Here is a 23529-nt window from a genome sequence, read left to right as displayed (position 1 = left end):
TTAAAGATTTTAAAAAGCTAATACAGCAATAGTTGGACATTAAGGACATAGCTCTTTAATTTCAATCATTTACAAGGAGTTTGATAAAGATATGGGTAATCATTTTTCTAAATTAGGATTTGTTTTAGCGGCTTTAGGGAGCGCGATAGGTTTAGGGCATATCTGGCGCTTTCCTTACATGACTGGGGTGAGCGGTGGGGGTGCTTTTGTTTTATTGTTTTTATTTTTATCCTTAAGCGTTGGTGCGGCGATGTTTATCGCTGAAATGCTATTAGGACAAAGCACTCAAAAAAATGTAACAGAAGCTTTTAAAGAGCTTGACACTAACCCTAACAAACGCTGGAGATACGCAGGGCTTTTGCTTATTTCTGGGCCTTTAATACTGACTTTTTATGGCACCATTTTAGGTTGGGTGCTTTATTATTTAGTGAGTATTAGTTTTAATTTGCCTAACAATATCCAAGAATCTGAACAAATTTTTACTCAAACTTTGCAGTCTATAGGGTTACAATCCATAGGGCTTTTTAGCGTTTTATTCATAACCGGATGGATTGTTTCTAGGGGGATTAAAGAAGGCATTGAAAAACTCAATTTGGTTTTAATGCCCTTACTCTTTGCCACTTTTTTTGGTTTGCTTTTCTATGCGATGAGCATGGATTCTTTTTCTAAAGCTTTCCATTTCATGTTTGATTTCAAACCAAAAGATTTGACTTCTCAAGTGTTCACTTATTCCTTGGGGCAGGTTTTCTTTTCTTTAAGCATCGGTTTAGGGATCAATATCACTTATGCTGCGGTTACGGATAAAACGCAGAATTTGCTTAAAAGCACCATTTGGGTGGTTTTATCAGGGATTTTAATTTCTCTTGTGGCAGGGCTTATGATTTTCACTTTTGTGTTTGAATATGGGGCGAATGTCTCACAAGGCACAGGGTTAATTTTCACTTCTTTACCGGTGGTTTTTGGCCAAATGGGAGCGATAGGCGTTCTTGTTTCAATTCTTTTCTTGCTCGCGCTCGCTTTTGCTGGCATCACTTCTACGGTGGCTTTATTAGAGCCAAGCGTGATGTATCTTACCGAAAAGTATCAATACTCTCGTTTTAAGGTTACTTGGGGTCTTGTAGCGCTAATTTTTGTGGTAGGCGTGGTGCTGATTTTCTCGCTCCATAAGGATTATAAAGACTATCTCACTTTCTTTGAAAAAAGTCTTTTTGATTGGTTGGATTTTGCCTCAAGCACCATTATCATGCCTTTAGGCGGGATGGCAACCTTTATTTTTATGGGCTGGGTTTTGAAAAAAGAAAAATTGCGTCTTTTGAGCGTGCATTTTTTAGGCCCTAAATTGTTTGCAACTTGGTATTTCTTGCTTAAATATATCACCCCTTTAATTGTGTTTTCCATTTGGTTGAGCAAGATTTATTAAAAAATATTTAGCATGGGAAAATTTTCTAAATTAGGCTTTATTTTAGCCACTTTAGGTAGCTCTATCGGTTTAGGGCATATCTGGCGCTTTCCTTATATGGTAGGCCATAATGGGGGGAGTGCGTTTGTGCTTTTGTATCTGGCGCTAACCTTGAGTTTAGGCGTTGCTATGCTTTTAGTGGAAATGCTGATTGGGAATTTGGGTAAAAAAGATGTTGTTTCTAATTATCAAATACTGGATCCTAAAAGGAAAAAATATTACCCTTTCACTTCTTTTTTTATTTTAGGCGGCCCTCTCATTTTATCCTTTTATGCGGTGGTGTTAGGCTGGGTGCTTTACTATCTTTTTGTAGTAACTTTTGATTTGCCTAAAGATTTAGAGCAGGCTAAAATGCAATTTAGCATGCTCCAAAATGGCAGTTTAATCTGGCCTGTTATTGGCTTTAGTGCATGCTTATTGCCGACAATATGGTTTGTTTCTAGGGGGATTGAAGAGGGGATTGAAAAATTAAATGTAGTGCTTATGCCGTTATTGTTTGTGATTTTCATAGGGCTTTTAATCTATGCGATGACTTTAGAAAGCATGCCTAAAGCTTTGCACTTTTTATTTGATTTTGAGATTCAAAAGATTGATTTTAAGATTGTTATGGACGCTTTAGGGCAGATGTTCTTTTCTTTGAGTTTGGGGGTAGGCACGATTATTACTTATTCAGCTTTCACGCCCAAAAAAGAAAATCTGTTCAAAAGCTCTTTATTTATTGTCTTGCCCGGTATTTTAATCTCTTTGATTGCCGGGGTGATGATTTTTACCTTTGTGTTTGAATACCATGCGGATGTTTCTCAAGGGCCAGGGCTTGTTTTTATTTCCTTACCTTTGACTTTCGCTAAAATGGGAACAAGCGGGCAGATCGTTTCGCTTTTTTTCTTTATGGCGCTTGTTTTTGCCGGGATCACCTCTACGGTTTCTTTGATAGAGCCTTTAGCGCTTTATTTAATCAATCGTTTTAATTTTTCGCGCACTCAAGCGTCGCTATGGATAGGGGTTGTTGTGTATGTTTTAGGAGTTTTAGTCATCCTTTCTATGAATGAACGATACGCTAAGTTTTTGAGTTTTGCTCATAAGAGCGTGTTTGGGTGGCTGGATTTCATCACTTCTTCATTTTTAATGCCTTTGGGAGGCTTGTTTTCAGTCTTGTTTGTGGGGTGGGTTTTAAATAAAAAGCACTCTTTTTTAGCCACGAAGCATTTCTTTAACGCAAACGCTTTTAAAGCGTGGCATTTTAGCGTTCGTTTTATCGCGCCTGTAGTGATTTTAGCGATTTTCATCTTGCAATTTAAGTGAAATAAGGATGCTTGATGAAAAGCATTTTGCTCTTTATGATTTTTGTAGTTTGTCAGTTAGAAGGCAAAAAATTTTCACAAGATAATTTTAAGGTGGATTATAACTACTATTTGCGCAAACAGGATTTGCACATCATTAAAACGCAAAACGATTTGTCCAATGCCTGGTATCTCTCTCCACAAAAAGCCCCCAAAGAACATTCTTGGATGGATTTTGCTAAAAAATATTTAAACATGATGGATTATCTAGGCACTTATTTTTTGCCTTTTTATCATAGTTTCACCCCCATTTTTCAATGGTACCACCCCAATATCAACCCGTATCAACGCAATGAGTTTAAGTTCCAAATTAGTTTTAGAGTGCCTGTGTTTAGGCATATTCTTTGGACTAAAGGCACGCTTTATCTGGCTTATACCCAAACTGACTGGTTTCAAATTTACAATAACCCCCAATCCGCTCCCATGCGAATGATCAATTTCATGCCTGAACTCATTTATGTTTATCCTATCAATTTTGAACCTTTTGGGGGTAAAATAGGGAAATTTTCTGAGATTTGGATAGGTTGGCAACACATTTCTAATGGCGTAGGGGGTGCGCAATGCTACCAGCCTTTTAATAAAGAAGGCAATCCCGAAAACCAGTTTCCAGGACAACCTGTAATCGTTAAAGATTATAACGGGCAAAAAGATGTGCGCTGGGGGGGGGTGTCGTTCGGTGAGTGCGGGGCAACGCCCTGTGTTTCGTTTGGTGTGGGAAAAGGGAGGTTTGAAAATCATGGTCGCTTATTGGCCCTATGTCCCTTATGATCAATCCAACCCTAATTTGATTGATTATATGGGGTATGGTAACGCTAAAGTTGATTACAGGAGAGGGCGCCATCATTTTGAATTGCAACTTTATGATATTTTCACGCAATACTGGCGTTATGATCGCTGGCATGGAGCTTTCCGCTTAGGCTATACCTACCGCATTAACCCTTTTGTGGGGTTTTATGCGCAGTGGTTTAATGGCTATGGCGATGGCTTGTATGAATACGATGTTTTTTCCAATCGTATAGGGGTAGGAATACGCTTAAACCCTTAAAAAGCGTTCTTTTATGCTATAATTAAGACCAAAAATTCAAAGGGATTATTCAGCTATGAAAATCAGTGTTAGTAAAAACGATTTAGAAAATGCTTTGCGCTACTTGCAAGCTTTTTTGGATAAAAAGGATGCTTCTTCTATCGCTTCACACATCCATTTAGAAGTCATTAAAGAAAAGCTTTTTTTGAAAGCTAGCGATTCCGATATTGGGCTAAAAAGCTATATTTTTACGCAATCTAGCGATAAAGAGGGCGTTGGCACGATCAACGGGAAAAAGTTTTTGGATATTATCTCATGTTTAAAAGACTCTAATATTATTTTAGAAACTAAAGATGACAGCTTGGTGATCAAACAAAATAAAAGCTCTTTCAAACTCCCCATGTTTGACGCTGATGAGTTTCCTGAATTCCCTGTTATTGAGCCAAAAGTGGGTTTAGAAGTCAATGCCCCCTTTTTAACCGATGCGTTTAAAAAGATCGCTCCTGTGATTGAGCAAACCAGCCATAAAAGGGAATTAGCCGGTATTTTAATGCAATTCAATCAAAAACATCAAACCCTTTCAGTGGTAGGCACGGATACCAAACGGCTCTCTTACACGCAGTTAGAAAAAGTTTCTATCCATTCCACTGAAGAAGACATCTCTTGCATTTTACCTAAAAGAGCTTTATTAGAAATCCTTAAGCTTTTTTATGAAAATTTCAGTTTTAAAAGCGATGGCATGTTGGCGGTGGTTGAAAACGAAACGCACACTTTTTTCACCAAGCTTATTGATGGGAATTACCCCGATTATCAAAAAATCCTCCCCAAAGAATACGCTTCTTCTTTCACTTTAGGCAAGGAAGAATTTAAAGAGAGCATTAAGTTGTGCAGTTCTTTAAGCTCCACCATTAAACTCACTTTAGAAAAAAACAACGCTTTGTTTGAATCTTTGGATTCTGAGCATAGCGAAACGGCTAAAACCTCTGTTGAGATTGAAAAAGGTTTGGATATTGAAAAAGCCTTTCATTTGGGCGTGAACGCTAAATTTTTCCTCGAAGCCTTAAACGCTTTAGGGACAACGCAATTTATTTTAAAATGCAATGAGCCTTCTTCGCCTTTTTTAATCCAAGAGCCTCTTGATGAAAAGCAAAGCCACTTGAGCGCTAAAATCTCCACTTTGATGATGCCAATCACATTATAAAGGCTTGATTGAATGCAAAATTACCAGAGCCATAGTATTAAGGTTTTAAAAGGCTTAGAGGGGGTTAGGAAACGCCCTGGAATGTATATTGGAGATACCAATGTGGGCGGGTTGCACCACATGGTGTATGAAGTCGTAGATAACGCTGTAGATGAGAGCATGGCGGGTTTTTGCGATGCGATTAATATCACTTTGACTAGTGAGGGGTCATGCGTTGTAGAAGATAACGGGCGAGGCATTCCTGTAGATATTCACCCTACGGAAAAAATCCCCGCTTGCACCGTGGTTTTAACGATTTTGCATGCGGGGGGCAAGTTTGATAATGATACTTATAAAGTTTCAGGCGGTTTGCATGGCGTGGGCGTTTCGGTTGTGAACGCTTTGAGCAAACGCTTGATTATGACCATTAAAAAAGAGGGTCAAATCTATCGCCAAGAGTTTGAAAAGGGTATCCCCATTAGCGAGCTTGAAATCATTGGCAAAACCAAAAGTGCTAAAGAAAGCGGCACGACTATTGAATTTTTCCCTGATGAAAGCGTGATGGAGGTCGTTGAATTTCAAGCGGGTATTTTGCAAAAACGCTTCAAAGAAATGGCGTATCTTAACGATGGCTTAAAAATTTCTTTCAAAGAAGAAAAAACCCAACTGCAAGAGACTTATTTCTATGAAGACGGCTTGAAACAATTCGTTAAAGACAGCGCTAAAAAAGAGTTGCTCACCCCCATTATTTCGTTTAAAAGCATGGATGAAGAAACGCGCACTTCTATAGAGGTCGCTTTGGCGTATGCTGATGATTACAATGAAAATACTTTAAGCTTTGTGAATAATATTAAAACTTCTGAGGGTGGCACGCATGAAGCGGGCTTTAAAATGGGCTTGTCTAGGGCGATTTTACAATATATTGATGAAAACATTAAGACCAGAGAATCCCGCCCCATTTCTGAAGACATTAAGGAGGGCTTGATTGCGGTTGTGAGCTTGAAAATGAGCGAGCCTTTATTTGAAGGGCAGACTAAATCCAAACTCGGTAGTTCGTATGTGCGTGCGTTGGTTTCAAAATTAGTCTATGATAAAATCCACCAATTTTTAGAAGAAAACCCTAACGAAGCCAAAATCATTGCCAATAAAGCCCTTTTAGCCGCAAAAGCCAGAGAAGCCAGTAAAAAAGCCAGAGAGCTTACAAGGAAAAAAGATAATTTGAGTGTCGGCACTTTGCCTGGAAAATTAGCCGATTGCCAGAGTAAAGACCCCTTAGAGAGTGAAATCTTTTTAGTGGAGGGCGATAGTGCGGGTGGGAGTGCTAAACAAGGGCGCGATAGGGTTTTCCAAGCGATCTTGCCCTTAAAAGGTAAGATTTTAAATGTGGAAAAAAGCCATTTGTCAAAAATCCTAAAATCAGAAGAAATTAAAAACATGATCACGGCTTTTGGGTGCGGCATTCAAGAGAGTTTTGATATAGAAAGATTGCGCTATCATAAAATCATTATCATGACCGATGCTGATGTGGATGGGAGCCATATCCAAACCTTACTGATGACTTTTTTCTATCGTTATTTACGCCCGCTGATTGAACAAGGGCATGTTTATATCGCTCAAGCCCCTCTTTACAAATACAAGAAAGGCAAGACAGAAATCTATCTTAAAGACAGCGTCGCTTTGGATCATTTCTTAATTGAGCATGGCATCAATTCGGTGGATATTGAAGGGATTGGCAAGAACGATTTGATGAATTTGTTAAAAGTGGCACGCCATTACCGCTATGTGCTTTTGGAATTAGAAAAACGCTACAATTTGCTAGAAATTTTACGCTTTTTGATTGAAACTAAGGACGCCTTAAGCTTTGATATGAAAATTTTAGAAAAAAGCATTTTGGAAAAATTAGAGGGCTTGAATTACCAGATTTTACGCTCTTTTGCTACTGAAGAAAGCTTGCATTTGCACGCGCAAACCCCTAAAGGCTTGGTGGAATTTAACCTAGATGACAATCTCTTTAAAGAAGTGTTGTTTGAAGAAGCGAATTACACTTACCAAAAACTTATGGAGTATAATTTAGATTTCTTAGAAAATAAGGATATTTTGGCGTTTTTAGAAGAAGTGGAAAATCACGCTAAAAAGGGAGCGAATATCCAGCGCTATAAGGGGCTAGGCGAGATGAACCCTAATGATTTGTGGGAAACGACTATGCACAAAGAAAACCGCAGCTTAATCAAACTCAAAATTGAAGATTTAGAAAAAACCGACGCAGTCTTTTCGCTTTGCATGGGCGATGAGGTAGAGCCTAGAAGAGCCTTTATCCAAGCGCATGCTAAAGATGTGAAGCAGCTAGATGTGTAAGGGATTTTGATTAACCCTAAACATTTAAATAAGCGAGAGAGCGTGAATTTAGGGGCTTATTACACGCCCCCTTATTTAGTGGATTGCACTTACAAGCTTTTAAAAAAGCATGTTGGTATTGAAGACTACACGCTTTTAGACACCGCATGTGGCAATCAAGAGTTTTTAAAGCTCCACCACCCTAAAAAAATAGGAGCGGATATTGACCCTAATTGTGGTGCTTTAATAATAAACGCTCTAGCTAATCCTAAAAGAGAAAATTATGGTATTAACCAAGATGAGCCTTTAATCATCGTGGGCAATCCCCCCTATAATGATAGAACTTCCTTTATCAAACAAAATATTAAAGATAAAGATTTCATTTTTGAGATAGACAACGATTTGAAGTCTAGGGATTTAGGGATAAGTTTTTTAAGATCTTTTGCAATTTTAAAGCCGGCGTTTATTTGCGTGTTACACCCTTTATCTTATCTCATCAAAGAAGCTAATTTTAAGCAATTAAAGCTATTTAAGGATAATTACAGGCTTTTAGACGCTTTTGTTGTTTCTTCTAAATCTTTCACTAAAAGTAACGAATTTCCTATTGTGATAGCTTTATATGAGCGAGGGCGAATGGACTATGCAGATATTAGGCGTTTTATTTTTCCAACTGATTGCGATACGACGCTATGCTTAAACGATTTTGACTATATAGCCAATTATGTGGATAAATACCCTAACGCTAAAAAGGTTGATGCATGCGTGGGCTATTTTTTCCCCATGCGAGACATTAACGCCCTTAAACGCAACAAAACTTTTTTAAACGCGCCAAGCGAAAATGCGGTGCGAATCAGTCAAGATAAATTGATCTATTACCAATATATCCATTATTTTAAGGAAATTGCCCCTAAAATCCCTTATTATTTTGGTAATTTGGATATTATTATTGAAAATTCCGCTTTTTTAGAAATTAAAGACGCTTTTTTAAAAGATAAAAGAGTGCGTTTAGAATATTTTAAAAAATTGTTTCAAGGACACGCTTGTGAGTTTGATTAAAATTAACCATGATGAAAAAGTGATTGGGATTTTTATTCCTTTAACTTCAATTTCAGGCAAAGTGCGTGTGAAAATCAGACATGCCTTTAGCGATTATGGTGTTTCAACAGCGACTAGAACAATCCCTTTTAGTTTAAAGCATTATGTAGAGTGGCAAATCGGTTATGATGTCCCCATTAAAGATAAAGAAAAATTTGAACTTACTACTTTAAAAGATAAAAAATATCATTTTTTAGGGGCTAATAATAAAGTAAAAACTCTTTATGAATTGAGCGAGATTATTTACTATGCCAAGCAATTAGATTTAATCAGTTTAGAAAATTTAGAAAATACTTTAAAATATTTAGAAAAACAAAAACAATTTATAGAAGATAATTTTATGATTACAAGAGAAAGATTTAGATCACATCAATTTGGTGGCATGGATTTTGAACTTTCACACATTTTTTATCCTTTACTCATTCATTCTTTTAATGATAATCAATTGAGCGAAATTGTTATTAGAGAACAACAATATGGTTCTAAAACCCAAGCCATGCTGTATTTTTGCTTTTCTATTTTGGAGTTAAAAACCGCTCCTCCCTTATTAAACAGAACGGCTACGCCCAAAGAACATGCTCTTTTGATTATCCATAAAACCAACGCTCCCATGTTTTTAGAAATGCTTAAAATTTTTGGACTTTTAAGCCAAGTGCACCATGACGATGTGTTAAAGATTTTAAAAAAAATACTTCAAAATTAACAATGATACGGATTGATTAAAAAGGAATACCCAACGCTATAAGGCGAGATAAAACCATTTATGAGAAACCACCATGCACCAATAAAACGCGCTCCATAAAGCTATAAAAACAAGGCTAGGCTTCAAACTTGTATCGTTTTTCTTTAACGGCTTATGTTATACTAATAAAATACAGATTCAATTGAAGGCATTAAACAACTGCATGGTATTTTTTCATAAGAAAATTATTTTAAATTTTATCTATTCTTTAATGGTTGCTTTTTTATCCCATGGGGTTCTTTTAAAAGCCGATGAAATGGCTAAAAAGCAAACTTTATTGGTGGGTGAAAGGCTTGTGTGGGATAAGCTCACGCTGTTAGGGTTTTTAGAAAAAAACCATATCCCTCAAAAACTCTACTACAACTTAAGCTCTCAAGATAAAGAATTGAGCGCTGAAATTCAAAGCAATGTTACCTACTACACCTTAAGAGATGCTAACAACACGCTCATTCAAGCCCTTATCCCTATAAGTCAGGATTTGCAAATCCATATTTACAAAAAAGGAGAGGATTATTTTTTAGACTTTATCCCCATTATCTTCACTCGTAAAGAAAAAACCCTCCTTCTTTCTTTGCAAACTTCGCCCTATCAAGATATTGTCAAAGCCACCAATGACCTCCTTTTAGCCAACCAATTGATGAACGCGTATAAAAAAAGCGTGCCTTTTAAACGCCTAGCAAAAAACGATAAAATCGCTATCGTTTATACAAGGGATTATCGTGTGGGGCAAGCGTTTGGCCAACCAACCATTAAAATAGCCATGATTAGCTCTCGCTTTAACCAATACTATCTTTTTTCCCATTCAAACGGGCGCTATTATGACTCAAAGGCGCAAGAAGTGGCAGGGTTTTTACTAGAAACCCCAGTGAAATACACCCGCATTTCTTCGCCTTTTTCGTATGGGAGGTTCCATCCTGTCTTAAAAGTCAGACGGCCTCATTACGGCGTGGATTATGCGGCTAAACATGGCAGTTTGATCCATTCTGCTTCAGACGGGCGTGTGGGTTTTATAGGGGTTAAGGTGGGGTATGGGAATGTGGTTGAAATCCATTTGAACGAATTGCGCCTAGTGTATGCTCACATGAGCGCGTTTGCTAAGGGGTTAAAAAAAGGATCATTCGTTAAAAAAGGGCAAATCATAGGGAGAGTGGGAAGCACCGGTTTAAGCACCGGGCCGCATTTGCATTTTGGCGTGTATAAAAACTCCCGCCCCATTAATCCTTTAGGCTATATCCGCACCGCTAAAAGCAAATTACACGGCAAGCAAAGAGAGGTTTTTTTAGAAAAAGCTCAGCATTCTAAGCAAAAATTAGAAGAACTTCTTAAAACCCATTCTTTTGAAAAAAATTCATTTTATCTTTTAGAGGGTTTTTAATGTCTTATTTTAAGAATGCTTTCAATCAAAAATCTTTAATAGATAATTCCAGTGTGTATTTAGAGCCTTGTTCTAGCTCTAATTTCATAGAATTAAAACGCATGCATTATAATGAAGAGAATACTAAGAAAACATGGGATATTATTAAGTCTTTAGACAGCGTGGCGGTTTTACTCTATGAAAAAGAATCCGATTGCTTTGTGATTGTGAAACAATTCCGCCCAGCCATTTATGCGCGCCATTTTCATTTTAAGTGCGATCAAGATCAAAATATTGACGGATACACTTATGAATTGTGCGCGGGGCTTGTGGATAAAGCTAATAAGAGTTTAGAAGAAATCGCTTGCGAAGAAGCACTAGAAGAATGCGGTTATCAAATTAGCCCTAAAAATTTAGAAACCATAGGCCAATTTTATAGCGCGACCGGGTTGAGCGGGAGTTTGCAAACGCTCTATTACGCTGAAGTGCATGAGGGTTTGAAGGTTTCAAAGGGTGGGGGGATTGATGCCGAAAAGATTGAAGTGCTGTTTTTAGAGCGATCAAAAGCTTTTGATTTTATAATGGATTTTCAATACGCTAAAACCACCGGATTGTCTTTAGCCATTTTATGGCATTTAAAAAAATTTAAAAATATTAAAAATGTTTAAAAGGAATTTTATGTTAAGGCTTTTGATAGGACTTCTTCTAATGAGTTTTATAAGCTTGCAATCAGCCTCTTGGCAAGAACCCTTAAGAGTGAGTATAGAATTTGTGGATTTGCCTAAAAAAATCATTCGTTTTCCGGCTCATGATTTGCAAGTGGGGGAGTTTGGTTTTGTCGTTACTAAACTTTCAGATTATGAAATCGTTAATTCTGAAGTGGTCATTATTGCCGTTGAAAATGGTGTTGCAACGGCTAAATTCAGAGCGTTTGAGTCTATGAAACAAAGCCATTTACCCACTCCAAGAATGGTCGCTAGAAAGGGGGATTTAGTCTATTTTAGGCAATTCAACAACCAAGCGTTTTTAATCGCTCCTAATGATGAACTCTATGAGCAAATCAGAGCGACTAACACCGATATTAATTTTATTAGTTCTGATTTGTTGGTTACTTTTTTGAACGGGTTTGACCCAAAAATCGCTAATTTAAGGAAAGCGTGCAATGTTTATAGCGTGGGGGTGATTTATATTGTAACCACGAACACGCTCAATATTTTAAGCTGTGAGAGTTTTGAAATTTTAGAAAAAAGAGAGCTGGATACAAGCGGCGTTACTAAAACTTCTACGCCGTTTTTTTCTAGGGTTGAGGGCATTGATGCAGGCACGCTAGGGAAACTTTTTTCAGGCAGTCAATCTAAAAATTATTTTGCTTACTATGACGCTTTAGTGAAAAAGGAAAAACGCAAAGAAGTAAGGATTAAAAAGCAAGAAGAAAGGATTGATTCTAGAGAAATTAAACGAGAAATCAAGCAAGAGGCCATTAAAGAGCCTAAAAAAGCCAATCAAGGCACAGAAAACGCTCCTACTTTAGAAGAGAAAAACTACCAAAAAGCAGAGCGCAAACTTGATGTTAAAGAAGAAAGGCGCTATTTAAGAGATGAAAGGAAAAAAGCCAATGCCACCAAAAAGGCTATGGAATTTGAAGAAAAAGAAAAAACGCATGATGAAAGAGATGAGAGAGAGACTGAAGAGAGGAGGAAGGCTCTAGGCATGGATCAAGGCAATGAAAAAGCCAATGCCAAAGAAAATGAGCAAGAAATCAAACAAGAAGCCACTAAAGAGCCAAGTCATGAAAATAACGCCACTCCAAAAGACACAGAAAACACTCCTGTCTTAAAAGAGAGTGCCATTAAAAAAGAAGCGTCAAAACCAAGCTCTAAAGAAGAAAAACGCCGCTTGAAAGAAGAAAAGAAAAAAGCCAAAGCCGAACAAAGGGCGAGAGAATTTGAAAAAAGAGCCAAAGAGCATCAAGAAAGAGATGAAAAAGAGCTTGAAGAGCGAAGAAAGGCTCTAGAAGCGGGTAAAAAATAGCATGTTAGAGAAGCAACACATCCAATATTTTAAAAACCTGGTAGGGGGAGAGGATTTTTTCACTGATTTAGCGCATTTGAACGCTTATTGCTATGACGCTACCAAAGAAAGGCATTTGCCTAGCGGTGTGATTTTCCCTAAAAATGAGCAAGAAATCAGCCAGATTTTAAAATATTGCAACGAGCATCGCATTATCGTTGTGCCTAGGGGGGCTGGGAGCGGTTTCACCGGGGGAGCGTTGAGCGTGAGCGGAGGGCTAGTTTTAAGCGTGGAAAAGCATTTGGATAAGATTTTAGAGATTGACACTAAAAATTTAATCGCTAGAGTAGAACCGGGCGTGATCAACAAGCATTTCCAAAACGAAGTGGAAAAATTGAATCTATTCTACCCCCCAGATCCAGCGAGTGAGAATCAAAGCACTTTAGGGGGGAATGTCGCTGAAAATGCCGGTGGCATGCGCGCGGCTAAATACGGCATCACGAAAGATTATGTCATGGCGATGAGAGTGGTTTTAGCGAATGGTGAAATCATAAGGGCAGGCAAAAAAACGATCAAAGATGTCGCAGGCTTTAATGTTGCAGGGCTGATGATCGCTAGTGAGGGGTGTTTGGGCGTGATTTCTGAAATCACTTTAAAGCTTTTAGTCAAACCGCCCCTAAAACAAAGCGCGATGGGGGTTTTTAACCATATTGAAGACGCCATGAATGCTGTTTATAAGACAATGAGCAGCGGCGTTACGCCTGTGGCGATGGAATTTTTGGATAATTTGAGCATCAAAGCGGTTGAGGAACGATTTTCTAAAGGCTTACCCAAAGACGCTGGAGCGATACTCATCACTCAAGTAGATGGCGTGGTAAAAGAGCAGATTGCATGGCAACTCAATGAGATAGAAAAGCATTTTAAAGCCAATGGGTGCGTGGGTTTTAAGATCGCTCAAAACGAACAAGAAGAGCAAGATTTATGGTTTTCAAGGCGTAACGCTTCTCAAAGTATTAGCGTTTATGGTAAAAAGAAATTGAATGAAGATGTAACCGTTCCTAGGGCGAGTTTGCCGAGTTTGTTGCAAGAAGTCGCCAAAATCAGCCAAAAATACGGCTTTAAAATCCCTTGTTTTGGGCATACGGGCGATGGCAATGTGCATGTGAATATCATGCTAGAAGATCCTAAAAGAGATTTAGAAAAAGGCCATAAGGCTATGGAAGAGATTTTTCAGGCCGCTATTAGTTTGGAGGGGACTTTAAGCGGGGAGCATGGCATAGGCTTGTCTAAAGCTAAATTCATGCCTTTAGCGTTTAATCATAGTGAAATGGAGCTTTTTAGGAATATTAAAAAAGCCCTTGATCCTAATAATATTTTAAACCCTTTTAAAATGGGGTTGTAAGATTGAAAAGCAAGGAAAGCGCATGAAAATCGGTGTTTATGGAGCGAGCGGTCGTATAGGGAAACTGCTTTTAAAAGAATTAAAAGGGGGGTATAAGGGATTAGCGCTGTCTAGCGTGTTTGTTAGGCAAAAATGCGAAACAGATTTCAGCTCTTTTTCGCACACCCCTTTAGTAACCAATGATTTAAAAGCGTTTGTGAGAGCTTGCGAATGCGTGATTGATTTTTCTCTACCTAAAGGCGTGGATCATTTGCTAGAGGCTCTTTTAGAATGCCCTAAAATTTTAGTTTCTGGCACGACCGGTTTAGAAAAAGAAACGCTAGAAAAAATGCAACAATTAGCCTTAAAAGCGCCGCTTTTGCATGCGCACAACATGTCTTTAGGGATCATGATGCTCAATCAATTAGTCTTTTTAGCCTCTTTGAAATTAAAAGATGCGGATATTGAAATTGTAGAAACGCACCACAATCTCAAAAAAGACGCCCCGAGCGGCACTGCGTTGAGTTTGTATGAAACTTGCGCTAAGGCTAGGGGGTATGATGAAAAAAACGCTCTTACCACTCACAGAGAAGGTTTGCGCTCTAAAGAAAGCATTGGCATAGCCACTTTAAGGGGGGGCGATGTTGCCGGGAAGCACACGATAGGGTTTTATTTAGAGGGCGAATACATAGAGCTTAGCCATACAGCGACTAACCGATCTATTTTTGCTAAAGGGGCTTTAGAAGTGGCTCTGTGGCTTAAGGATAAAGCCGCTAAAAAATATGAAATCAGCGAAATGTTTGGTTGAATGTTTTAATTCTTTTTGTATAGATGCACGCTTCTATAATGAAATCACCGCCCTTTATTAGCCTTATTAAAGGGCTTTTACTGCTATAAGGGATATTGCTGACAATCAAGCTGTATTGGAAAGGTTTGTTTTTTTAAGGATTGATCTTGCCTCGTGTGGCTAGGACACAAGTCTAGCAAGACTTACTATAATTTTAATTCAAGGAGCCTAACTAAAATAAAATGAGTGATTTTAGTTAGGGCTTTATTATAGCAAAAATTAGCAAGGCTTACAAAGGGTAGCGTTTATGGTTTGGATTTAGGGCGTTATTGTGATTGTTTTGAATTTCATTTATTTTTTGTTTAATAATAAATCTTAACTATCATAAACGCATGATTAAAGTATTTGAGTTATTAAAAATTTTAAAACAAAAGGATATAAAATGAAAACCATTAGAAATAGTATGTTTATTGGAGCGTCTTTACTCGGCGGTTGCGCTAGCGTTGAAACTCGTTTTGACGCTTTGCGTGTTGCTTGCATTAAAGACGCTGTTATGGAGAAAGAAGTGTACTACACGCCCAAAGACTTTGATAGCCCTTATTTTAGCAATCAAACTGATATTGGGTTTTAGTTGGGTTTTTAGGGGTGTTATTTTAGATACTCTCTGTTCCCTTAAAGAAAATAAATTTCTACCATAAAATAAAATCTTAAATTAAGGCGACTAAAACCCCATTTTTAAAGATTAAAAAGCGTTAAGCAAAACTTATCCAAAAAGCAAAGAAAATCAATTTTTCCAACCACTTTTTTGAGAACAAGGTATTTTTTTCTTATTCTAAACTTTTAGAGTGGGATTATTGATTTGCTCATTGTTTTAGCATGAATAAGTGGTGATAAATTCAAAGGGATGGGGTTTGCTCTCCCATGGGAACACTTCAGCGTTGAATTTAAGAGACTGATAGGCCTGGATAAATTCTTCGCTAAAGACCTGACCTTCTTTTAAATACTGCTTATCGGCTAGCATTTCTTCTAACGATCTCCTTAAAGTGTGGGGCATTTGTTTGATACCTTTTTCCCTAATTTCATCTAAAGTCAATTTGAAAAGGTTAATATCCATCGCTTCGCCGGGATCCATTTTGTTTTTAACGCCATCAATGCCCGCCATTAAAATAGCCCCAAAAGCCAAGTAGGGGTTTGATGAGCTGTCAGGAAACCTGAATTCAAACCTAGCACTGTTTTTAGAAATCCCATAAGGGATACGCACGCTCGCACTCCTGTTATTAGCCGAATAAGTTAAAATGGATGGGGCTTCATAGCCAGGAATTAGGCGTTTGTAAGAATTAGTGGAAGCGTTAGTGAAAGCGGCTAACCCTCTAGCGTGGCGCAACACGCCCCCTAAAAAATGCAAGGCAAACTCGCTCAAGCCCTTGTAAGTTTCGCCGCTAAAAAGGTTTTCGTTGTTTTTCCAAACGCTCACATGGGTGTGCATCCCGCTTCCGTTATCCCCATATAAAGGTTTTGGCATGAAAGTGGCGGTTTTCCCGTTTAAATGAGCGACCATTTTAACCACATATTTGAGTTTTTGGACATTATCAGCGGCTTCCACTAAATCCCCAAATTTCACGCCCACCTCGCCTTGCGCTTGCGCGACTTCATGATGGACAACAAAAGTTTCTAGCCCTACTTGGTTTAAGACTTTCACGATTTCTGTGCGAATATCCATCATCGTATCCGTTGGCGGCACAGGTATATAGCCTCCTTGCTTGCCCGGTCTATGCCCAAAATTCACGCCATTTTCAAAGCTTTTATCCCTATTCCATTCGCCCTCTTCGCTATCCACTTCGTAGTATTGGGAATTAGAAGCATCTTTAATCTTAATAGAATCAAAGATAAAAAATTCATTCTCCGCACCAAAATAAGCCACATCGCCCAAACCTGAATCTTTTAAATGTTGTAAGGCTTTTTTAGCGATACTTCTAGGGCATTTCTCATAAGGCTGGTTTTTATACACATCATACACATCGCAAAACACGACTGCACTCACATCCGCGCTAAAAGGGTCAATGAAATAACGCACCAAATCAGGGGTTAAAATCATATCAGAATGTTCAATGCCTTGCCAACCTTTAAAAGAGCTCGCATCAAAAGGGATCCCCTCTTTAAACATGCCATGCGTTAAAGCCCCAAAAGAATAAGCGATATGGTTCCAAGTGCCTTTAATATCGCTGAATCTAAAATCCACAAATTCCACTTCATTTTCTTTGCAAAATTCAAAAAACTCTTTGATCTTGCTTTCGCTATTTTGAGTTCTTACTATCATTAACCACCTTTAATTGTTATGAATTGAGTTTAATTGATAGGGGTGATTATAGCATTTATGGGGTAAAAAAAGTAAAATCTGTATCCAGTTTGATTAAGATGCATGCGGTAAAATCCTCTAAATCAAGGAGTGTATTATGAAAGCAGACGCAACTACACTATTAGGATTTTTTGAAGAAAATCAAAACAATCAATTTGTCATTCCTATCTATCAGAGGTTGTATAGTTGGAAAAAGGAACAATGCGAACAATTATGGGATGATATTATAAAAATTGGTGGAAATGATAAGGCGAATGGGCATTTTATCGGTTCTATTTTGTATGTGCGAGATGGTAATACGCACTCTAGCCCATTACTCATCATTGACGGCCAACAAAGGCTCACCACTATCACGCTTTTACTCATCGCTTTAAGGAATCGCTTAAGCGATGAAGTTAAAATTTTGGAAAAATTTTCGCGTAAAAAAATAGAGAGCTATCTTATTAACAGCGATAAGGACGGCGATAAGAAATTCAGACTCATCTCATCAGAGTCTGATAAAGACACCTTGCTGTCTTTGATTGATAAAGACAAAAGAAAACCGAGCGAGCCTTCGTTAAAAATAGTGGAAAATTTTAAATTATTTGAAAAATGGATCAGTGAAAACACCGACAAACTAGAAACCATTTTTAAAGGATTAGACAAACTCATGATAGTTTGGATTGCTTTAGAAAAAGAGAAAGATGATCCTCAACTTATTTTTGAGAGCATGAACTCAAAAGGTATCGAACTCACGCAAACGGATTTGATCAGAAACTATATCATAATGGAAACAGAGGTTGAAAAACAGGAAGATTTTTATAATAGATATTGGAGGGCTATGGAGGAGGATTTTAAACAAAATGAAAAATTATTTGATCGGTTTGTCCGGCATTACCTCACGATCAAAACAGGAAAGATTCCCATTGAGAAAAGAGTTTATGAAGCTTTCAAGGGTTACCAGCAAAAAGAAGGGATAGAAATAGAGGATTTATTAAAAGATTTGCAAAAATATTGCGGGTATTTTTGCCAGATTGCATTCAAAAAAGAAGCCGATAAAGATTTAAACAAGGCTTTAAGTTTTCTTGTAGATTTAGAGATGGATGTGGTGTATCCGCTATTACTAGAGCTTTATAGCGATTATAAGGATGGCGTTTTATCCAATCAGGATTTTATCTCTATTATCGCTTTAACAGAGAGCTATCTTTGCAGAAGGGCGGTGTGTGGTATTCCTTCCAACGGACTCAATAAATTCTTTCCCTCTTTTACAAAAAAGATTGATAAAAAGCAATACCTTAAAAGCGTGGAGGAGCATTTTGGGTCGCTAACAGGGAAGCAAAAATTTCCAAACGATTCTGAATTTAAAGATTCTTTTATTACGAAAGAACTTTATGATAAAAAGAAACCATGGAAAACTAAAAACTTTCTTGAAAGGTTAGAAAATTTTGACACAAAAGAACCGGTCGATACTCAAAAATGCAATACAGAACATATAATGCCTCAAACCCTTACTTTTGAATGGAAAAGGGATTTGGGTGAAAATTTTGAAGCGATACACGAGAAATACCTCCACACAATAGGGAATCTCACTCTAACCGGTTATAACGAGAAGTATAGTAACAATTCTTTCCAAGAAAAAAGAGATATGGAGAAGGGCTTCAAACAAAGCTCATTAAAGCTCAATCAAGGTTTAAAAGATTTGGAATCTTTTGGCGAAAAAGAGATTGAAAAAAGAGCTAATGATTTAGCAGATTGGGCTTTAAAGATTTGGACTTATCCAAAGCTAGACCCTGAAACATTAAAGGCTTATGATTTAAGCTCTTATAAGTTTGGCCCTGATTCAAGGGAATTGTTTGATATTTTAAGAAAAGAAATTAAGGCCCTTGATGAAAGGATAACTGAAAATTTTATGAAACATTACATAACCTATAAGCATGGCACCATTTTTGTGAGTATTGTTCCCTTAGAATATGAATTAAATCTGTATTTAAAGATGGATTTTTCTGAGTTACAAGATGAAATAGAGGAAAAACTAAAAATTAGAGATGTTTCCAAAACCGGTCATTTGGGTGTTGGAGATGTGGAAGTAAAGTTAGAAACAAAAGAGAATATCCCTTATTGTTTGGGATTGATCAAGCAGGCTTTAGAAAAACAGATGGGTGGTAGGAATAGGCAATAAAAACCCAACTTATTAAAATAAAGAGTATAATTACAAATTACTTACAACTTAAAGGGGATATGATGAAAGTTCTATTATTAGAAGATGTGAAAAATTTAGGCAAAGCGGGTGAAGTGTGTGAGGTTAAAGATGGCTATGGGAATAACTTTTTAATCGCTAACCAAAAAGCCAAACTCGCCACTAACGAAGTGATCAACAAATACAAAGCCGAAGTCAAAAAGAAAGCGGAAAAAGAAGCCCTAGAAAAGGCACAAAAATTGCAAATGGTAGAAACTTTACAGACCATCACGCTGACTATCCATAAAAAAGTCGGCGCGAACGGCTCTTTATTTGGAGCGATCACTAAAGAAGAAATCACGGAGCGTTTGAAAGAACAGCATGCGAGTTTAGATTTAGATAAAAAAGACATTGAGCTCAAACACCCGATTAAAAGCACAGGGATTTATGAGATTGAAGTCAAACTTGGATCGGGGATTGCGGGCGCATTTAAAATTGATGTGGTGGCTGAGTAGAAAATGTTTGAAGCGACAACGATTTTAGGCTATAGAGGGGAATTGAATCATAAAAAGTTCGCGCTCATTGGAGGCGATGGGCAGGTAACTTTGGGTAATTGCGTAGTCAAAGCCAATGCGACAAAAATCAGAAGCTTGTATCACAACCAGGTTTTAAGCGGGTTTGCCGGAAGCACCGCGGACGCTTTTAGTTTGTTTGATATGTTTGAACGCATATTGGAGAGCAAAAAAGGGGATTTGTTTAAAAGCGTGGTGGATTTCAGTAAGGAATGGCGCAAAGACAAGTATTTACGCCGACTGGAAGCGATGATGATCGTTTTAAATTTGGATCACATTTTTATTTTGAGCGGCACAGGCGATGTTTTAGAAGCCGAAGACAATAAGATCGCTGCTATTGGGAGTGGGGGGAATTACGCCTTAAGCGCGGCTAGGGCTTTAGATAACTTCGCTCATTTAGAGCCTAGAAAACTTGTAGAAGAGTCCTTAAAAATCGCAGGGGATCTTTGTATTTACACCAACACGAATATTAAAATTTTGGAGCTTTAATGTCTAAATTGAATATGACCCCAAGAGAAATTGTCGCTTATTTAGATGAATACATCATTGGGCAAAAGGAAGCTAAAAAGTCTATCGCTATCGCTTTTAGGAATCGTTACAGGCGTTTGCAACTGGAAAAATCCTTACAAGAAGAAATCACGCCTAAAAACATTTTAATGATTGGCTCTACTGGTGTGGGTAAAACGGAAATCGCAAGAAGAATAGCAAAAATCATGGAACTCCCCTTTGTGAAAGTGGAAGCGAGCAAGTACACAGAAGTGGGTTTTGTGGGGCGTGATGTGGAGTCTATGGTAAGGGATTTGGTCAATAACAGCGTGCTTTTAGTGGAAAATGAGCATAAAGAAAGATTAAAAGACAAGATTGAAGAGGCGGTTATAGAAAAAATCGCTAAAAAACTCCTACCCCCCTTGCCTAATGGGGTGAGCGAAGAAAAAAAACAAGAATACGCTAACAGCCTTTTAAAAATGCAACAAAGAATCGTGCAAGGCGAGTTGGATAGCCGAGAAATTGAAATTGAAGTGCGTAAAAAAAGCATAGAAATTGATTCTAATGTGCCGCCTGAAATTTTAAGGGTTCAAGAAAACTTGATTAAGGTTTTCCATAAAGAACATGATAAAGTCAAAAAAACTTTAAGCGTTAAAGAGGCTAAAGAAGCCCTAAAGGCAGAAATTAGCGACACGCTTTTAGATGGCGAATCCATTAAAATGGAAGGCTTGAAGCGTGCGGAAAGTTCAGGGGTGATTTTTATTGATGAAATTGATAAGATCGCTGTAAGCTCTAAAGAAGGAGGCCGTCAAGATCCCAGTAAAGAGGGGGTTCAAAGGGATTTGTTGCCGATTGTAGAGGGGAGTGTGGTGAATACGAAATATGGCTCTATTAAAACAGAGCATATTTTATTCATTGCAGCAGGGGCTTTTCATCTTGCTAAGCCAAGCGATCTTATCCCTGAATTGCAAGGCCGTTTCCCTTTAAGGGTGGAGTTAGAGAGTTTAACCGAAGAAATCATGTATATGATTTTAACCCAAACTAAAACCTCTATCATCAAGCAATACCAAGCCCTTTTAAAAGTGGAAGGCGTAGAAATTGCGTTTGAAGATAACGCGATCAAAGAGTTAGCCAAACTCTCTTATAACGCCAATCAAAAAAGCGAAGATATAGGCGCTAGAAGGTTGCACACCACCATTGAAAAAGTGCTAGAAGACATTAGTTTTGAAGCGGAGGATTATTCTGGGCAAAATGTTACTATCACTAAAGAGTTGGTTCAATCAAAACTAGAGGATTTAGTGGCTGATGAAAATTTAGTGAAGTATATTTTATAATGAAAACTAAGGCGGGCTTTGTAGCTCTTATGGGCAAACCAAACGCTGGAAAAAGCACTCTTTTAAACACTTTATTAAACGCTCATTTAGCCCTTGTTTCGCATAAGGCTAATGCGACCAGAAAATTGATGAAATGCATCGTGCCTTTTAAGGATAAAGAAGGGTATGAGAGCCAAATCATTTTTTTAGACACACCAGGGCTTCATCATCAAGAAAAATTACTCAACCAGTGCATGCTCTCACAGGCTTTAAAAGCGATGGGCGATGCTGAATTGTGTGTTTTTTTGGCTTCTGTGCATGATGATTTAAAAGGCTATGAAGAGTTTTTGAGTTTGTGCCAAAAACCCCATATCTTGGCTGTGAGTAAGATTGACACCGCCACGCATAAGCAGGTTTTACAAAAATTACAAGAGTATCAACAATACGCGTCGCAATTTTTAGATTTAGCGCCTTTGAGCGCGAAAAAATCTCAAAATTTAAACGCGCTTTTAGAATGCATCAGCAAGCATTTAAGCCCTAGCGCATGGCTTTTTGAAAAGGATTTGATGAGCGATGAAAAAATGCGCGATATTTATAAGGAAATCATTAGGGAGAGTTTGTTTGATTTTTTGAGCGATGAAATCCCTTATGAAAGCGATGTGGTAATTGATAAATTTATAGAAGAAGAACGCATAGATAAGGTGTATGCACGCATTATCGTAGAAAAAGAAAGCCAAAAAAAAATCGTGATAGGCAAAAACGGGGTGAATATCAAACGCATCGGGACTAACGCTAGATTGAAAATGCAAGAAGTGGGCGAAAAAAAGGTTTTTTTAAACTTGCAAGTGATCGCTCAAAAATCATGGAGTAAGGAAGAAAAGAGCTTGCAAAAACTGGGTTATATCCATCAAAGGAATAGGGATTGAAAAAAATATTATCGGCTCTGTTAATGGGGTTTGTGGGATTGAATGCTAGTGATCGTTTGTTAGAAATCATGCACCTTTATCAAAAACAAGGCTTGGAAGTGGTGGGTCAAAAGCTGGATTCTTATTTAGCGGATAAATCTTTTTGGGCAGAAGAGCTTCAAAACAAGGACACGGATTTTGGCTATTATCAAAACAAGCAGTTTTTATTTGTAGCGGATAAATCCAAGCCCAGTTTGGAGTTTTATGAGATAGACAACAACATGCTTAAAAAAATCAACAGCTCTAAAGCCCTTGTAGGCTCTAAAAAGGGCGATAAAACTTTAGAGGGCGATTTGGCCACGCCCATTGGAGTGTATCGTATCACGCAGAAATTAGAGCGCTTGGATCAATATTATGGCGTTTTGGCTTTTGTAACGAATTACCCTAATTTGTATGACACCTTGAAAAAACGCACCGGGCATGGCATTTGGGTGCATGGAATGCCTTTAAATGGCGATCGGAATGAATTGAACACCAAGGGCTGTATTGCGATTGAAAACCCGCTTTTAAGCTCTTATGACAAAGTGTTAAAAGGCGAAAAAGCGTTCCTTATCACCTATGAAGACAAGTTTTTCCCAAGCACCAAAGAAGAATTGAGCATGATTTTAAGCTCCCTTTTTCAATGGAAAGAAGCCTGGGCTAGGGGCGATTTTGAACGCTACATGCGTTTTTATAACCCCAATTTCACTCGCTATGACGGCATGAAATTCAACGCTTTTAAAGAGTATAAAAAAAGGGTGTTTGCAAAAAATGAAAAAAAGAATATCGCTTTTTCTTCTATCAATGTGATCCCTTACCCCAACTCTCAAAACAAACGCTTGTTTTATGTGGTGTTTGACCAAGATTACAAAGCCTACCAGCAAAACAAGCTCTCTTATAGCTCCAATTCTCAAAAAGAACTCTATATAGAAATTGAAAACAATCAAGTGTCTATTATAATGGAAAAATAAGAAAAATAAGGCTCTGTTTTAATTAG

General features: G+C 37.8%; 19 protein-coding genes and 1 pseudogene. 19 read left to right on the top strand and 1 reads right to left on the bottom strand.

Annotated elements, in window-relative coordinates; genetic code table 11:
- Positions 1-91 precede the first annotated feature (91 nt).
- From DBU79_RS03735 to DBU79_RS03675, 13 genes and pseudogenes are all read left to right on the top strand, one after another.
- The gene (locus DBU79_RS03735) at positions 92-1420 is read left to right on the top strand and encodes a sodium-dependent transporter (RefSeq protein ID WP_154411572.1); all 1329 of its coding nucleotides are present in this window, start codon (positions 92-94) and stop codon (positions 1418-1420) included.
- Between the two features lie 12 nt (positions 1421-1432).
- Positions 1433-2761: a sodium-dependent transporter gene (locus DBU79_RS03730; protein ID WP_154411571.1), complete on the top strand. Its 1329-nt coding sequence runs from the start codon at positions 1433-1435 to the stop codon at positions 2759-2761.
- 14 nt (positions 2762-2775) lie between these two features.
- Positions 2776-3844 (top strand): annotated as a pseudogene (locus DBU79_RS03725) (phospholipase A).
- Positions 3845-3899: 55 nt separating this feature from the next.
- The gene (dnaN, locus tag DBU79_RS03720) at positions 3900-5024 is read left to right on the top strand and encodes a DNA polymerase III subunit beta (RefSeq protein ID WP_154411570.1); all 1125 of its coding nucleotides are present in this window, start codon (positions 3900-3902) and stop codon (positions 5022-5024) included.
- A 12-nt stretch (positions 5025-5036) separates the two neighbouring features.
- Positions 5037-7358 carry a DNA topoisomerase (ATP-hydrolyzing) subunit B gene (gyrB, locus tag DBU79_RS03715; RefSeq protein ID WP_154411569.1) on the top strand — a complete coding sequence of 774 codons (2322 nt, stop codon included), beginning with the start codon at positions 5037-5039 and terminating at the stop codon, positions 7356-7358.
- A 42-nt stretch (positions 7359-7400) separates the two neighbouring features.
- Positions 7401-8393: a DNA methyltransferase family protein gene (locus tag DBU79_RS03710; RefSeq protein ID WP_154411583.1), complete on the top strand. Its 993-nt coding sequence runs from the start codon at positions 7401-7403 to the stop codon at positions 8391-8393.
- Positions 8380-9135 (top strand): R.Pab1 family restriction endonuclease, encoded by a 756-nt coding sequence (locus DBU79_RS03705; protein WP_154411568.1) that lies wholly within the window; start codon positions 8380-8382, stop codon positions 9133-9135. Before DBU79_RS03710 ends, DBU79_RS03705 begins: the two co-directional genes overlap by 14 nt.
- A 202-nt stretch (positions 9136-9337) precedes the next feature.
- Complete coding sequence (csd3, locus tag DBU79_RS03700) at positions 9338-10549, top strand: peptidoglycan DD-metalloendopeptidase Csd3 (RefSeq protein WP_154411567.1); 1212 nt, start codon at positions 9338-9340, stop codon at positions 10547-10549.
- Positions 10549-11196 (top strand): NUDIX hydrolase, encoded by a 648-nt coding sequence (locus tag DBU79_RS03695; protein ID WP_154411566.1) that lies wholly within the window; start codon positions 10549-10551, stop codon positions 11194-11196. Before csd3 ends, DBU79_RS03695 begins: the two co-directional genes overlap by 1 nt.
- 10 nt (positions 11197-11206) lie before the next feature.
- Entirely contained in the window at positions 11207-12559 is a 1353-nt protein-coding gene (pgbA, locus tag DBU79_RS03690; RefSeq protein WP_154411565.1) for a plasminogen-binding protein PgbA, read from the top strand.
- A gap of 1 nt (position 12560) precedes the next feature.
- Entirely contained in the window at positions 12561-13940 is a 1380-nt protein-coding gene (glcD, locus tag DBU79_RS03685) for a glycolate oxidase subunit GlcD (RefSeq protein ID WP_154411564.1), read from the top strand.
- Between the two features lie 22 nt (positions 13941-13962).
- Positions 13963-14727, top strand: coding sequence for a 4-hydroxy-tetrahydrodipicolinate reductase (dapB, locus tag DBU79_RS03680; RefSeq protein WP_154411563.1), 765 nt, complete (start codon positions 13963-13965; stop codon positions 14725-14727).
- A 421-nt stretch (positions 14728-15148) separates the two neighbouring features.
- Positions 15149-15337: an urease-enhancing factor gene (locus DBU79_RS03675; protein ID WP_154411562.1), complete on the top strand. Its 189-nt coding sequence runs from the start codon at positions 15149-15151 to the stop codon at positions 15335-15337.
- 240 nt (positions 15338-15577) lie between these two features.
- Here DBU79_RS03675 and glnA read toward each other — a convergent pair whose 3' ends face one another.
- Positions 15578-17023 (bottom strand): type I glutamate--ammonia ligase, encoded by a 1446-nt coding sequence (gene glnA / locus DBU79_RS03670; RefSeq protein WP_154411561.1) that lies wholly within the window; start codon positions 17021-17023, stop codon positions 15578-15580.
- A 136-nt stretch (positions 17024-17159) separates the two neighbouring features.
- On the opposite strand from glnA, the gene DBU79_RS03665 reads away from it, so the two are divergent.
- The 6 genes from DBU79_RS03665 to csd6 all read left to right on the top strand — a co-directional run bounded on the left by DBU79_RS03665 (position 17160) and on the right by csd6 (position 23503).
- The gene (locus DBU79_RS03665) at positions 17160-19220 is read left to right on the top strand and encodes a DUF262 and DUF1524 domain-containing protein (RefSeq protein ID WP_154411560.1); all 2061 of its coding nucleotides are present in this window, start codon (positions 17160-17162) and stop codon (positions 19218-19220) included.
- A gap of 62 nt (positions 19221-19282) precedes the next feature.
- The gene (rplI, locus tag DBU79_RS03660; RefSeq protein ID WP_014658479.1) at positions 19283-19732 is read left to right on the top strand and encodes a 50S ribosomal protein L9; all 450 of its coding nucleotides are present in this window, start codon (positions 19283-19285) and stop codon (positions 19730-19732) included.
- A 3-nt stretch (positions 19733-19735) separates the two neighbouring features.
- On the top strand, positions 19736-20278 hold the full coding sequence (gene hslV / locus DBU79_RS03655; protein ID WP_064433511.1) for an ATP-dependent protease subunit HslV: 543 nt from the start codon (positions 19736-19738) through the stop codon (positions 20276-20278).
- Positions 20278-21609, top strand: a complete 1332-nt coding sequence (gene hslU, locus DBU79_RS03650) for an HslU--HslV peptidase ATPase subunit (RefSeq protein WP_154411559.1) — start codon at positions 20278-20280, stop codon at positions 21607-21609. Before hslV ends, hslU begins: the two co-directional genes overlap by 1 nt.
- A complete protein-coding gene (gene era, locus DBU79_RS03645) occupies positions 21609-22514 on the top strand; it encodes a GTPase Era (RefSeq protein ID WP_195834220.1) in 906 nt (301 codons plus the stop codon). Before hslU ends, era begins: the two co-directional genes overlap by 1 nt.
- Complete coding sequence (gene csd6, locus DBU79_RS03640; protein ID WP_134890094.1) at positions 22511-23503, top strand: cell shape-determining L,D-carboxypeptidase Csd6; 993 nt, start codon at positions 22511-22513, stop codon at positions 23501-23503. The genes era and csd6 overlap by 4 nt, the downstream gene beginning before the upstream one ends.
- Positions 23504-23529 lie beyond the last annotated feature (26 nt).

Source organism: Helicobacter pylori, assembly GCF_009689985.1.
GTDB lineage: Bacteria > Campylobacterota > Campylobacteria > Campylobacterales > Helicobacteraceae > Helicobacter > Helicobacter pylori_CG.
This window is presented reverse-complemented; position numbering and strand designations above follow the sequence as displayed.